The organism is Pseudonocardia sp. OZ21, from assembly GCF_059359135.1.
The window spans coordinates 1-1,153 of the sequence record NZ_JCADBN010000044.1; the positions used below are offsets into that span (position 1 = coordinate 1).

At 71.2% G+C, this 1,153-nt stretch carries 2 protein-coding genes; both read left to right on the top strand.

What is annotated here, in order from left to right; translation table 11 throughout:
• On the top strand, positions 1-219 hold a 219-nt coding region (locus AC5L35_RS37295; protein WP_495064471.1), incomplete at its 5' end, for a polysaccharide lyase.
• On the top strand, positions 216-1,153 hold a 938-nt coding region (locus AC5L35_RS37300; protein WP_495064472.1), incomplete at its 3' end, for a right-handed parallel beta-helix repeat-containing protein. The genes AC5L35_RS37295 and AC5L35_RS37300, both read left to right, overlap by 4 nt.

The window sequence follows — 1,153 nt, forward strand, 5'->3', positions numbered from 1 at the left end:
GACCACCCCGGCCTCACCTTCCGCACCACCCCCGACCTGCACATCGACGGCCTGTTCTTCTCCACCTTCTTCGGCGGGGACGACTCCAGCTGGGCCAGCCCCACCGACCAGCACGCCGACTTCGCCGACTTCGCCGTCACCTCGACATCGACCCCACCACCTGCACCACCACCGGGCGCCGCGGCGTCCGACTGTGGAGTGAACGGAGCCCCGTCATGACGAGTCGCACAGCCTGCTGGAGACGTCGAGCGGCCGGGTTTCCCTGGTTCTCGGTCACCGCCGCCCGGGCCGTGCTGCTGGTTGCCGTGCTCGGGCTGTTGGGAGGTGCCGTCGTTCTGCTGGCGAGCGCCTACGCCCCGCCGGATCCGGAACCCCTGGCGCGCCGGCCGATCGCGGCGGACCCGGTGGTCGACCCGGCCCGGCCCTGCACGCGGGAAGCCCCGCCGGCACCCGCGGCCGAGCCGGGCACGCCGTCCCGCGCGGGCGTGACCTTCGACCCCGCCACCAACACGATCGTGCTCGCCTCGGGTGAGGGCGTCAGCCTCTCCGCGCTCAGCAGCGCCGTCGGCAACCCGGCGGCGCTGCGCGAGGTCGCTCCCGGGGAGTGGCTCCTCGGGGCCGACCTCCAGGTGCTCACCGGCGCCTCGTTGCAGATCAGCGCCCCCGACGTGCGCTGGCTCAAGCTCAGCAGCGGCCCGGCGGGTTTCGCCACCGTCAAGATCCTCGGGGGCGCCCTGGACATCACCGGAACCTGCGTCACCTCATGGGACGACGCTGCGGCCAGCGCCGACGCGGACAGCCTCGACGGTCGCAGCTTCCTGCTCGCCCGCGACGGCGCACGGATGATGATCCAGCATGCCGAGCTGCGCTACCTCGGCTACGGCGAGGTCGAGTCGTACGGGATGTCGTGGCGCACCGCTGCCACCGGCGGCATCACCACGAGCGTCGTGTCGCACCTGTTCTACGGGCTCTACTCGTTCCGCGTCGACGGACTCGCGGTGCAGGACAACGAGTTCCACCACAACGAGCTGTACGGCATCGACCCGCACACCAGTTCCCGCCGCGTGCTGATCGAGCGCAACATCGTGCACCACAACGGCAAACACGGGATCGTCCTGGCCGAGGACTGCACCGACAGCGTGATCCGCGACAA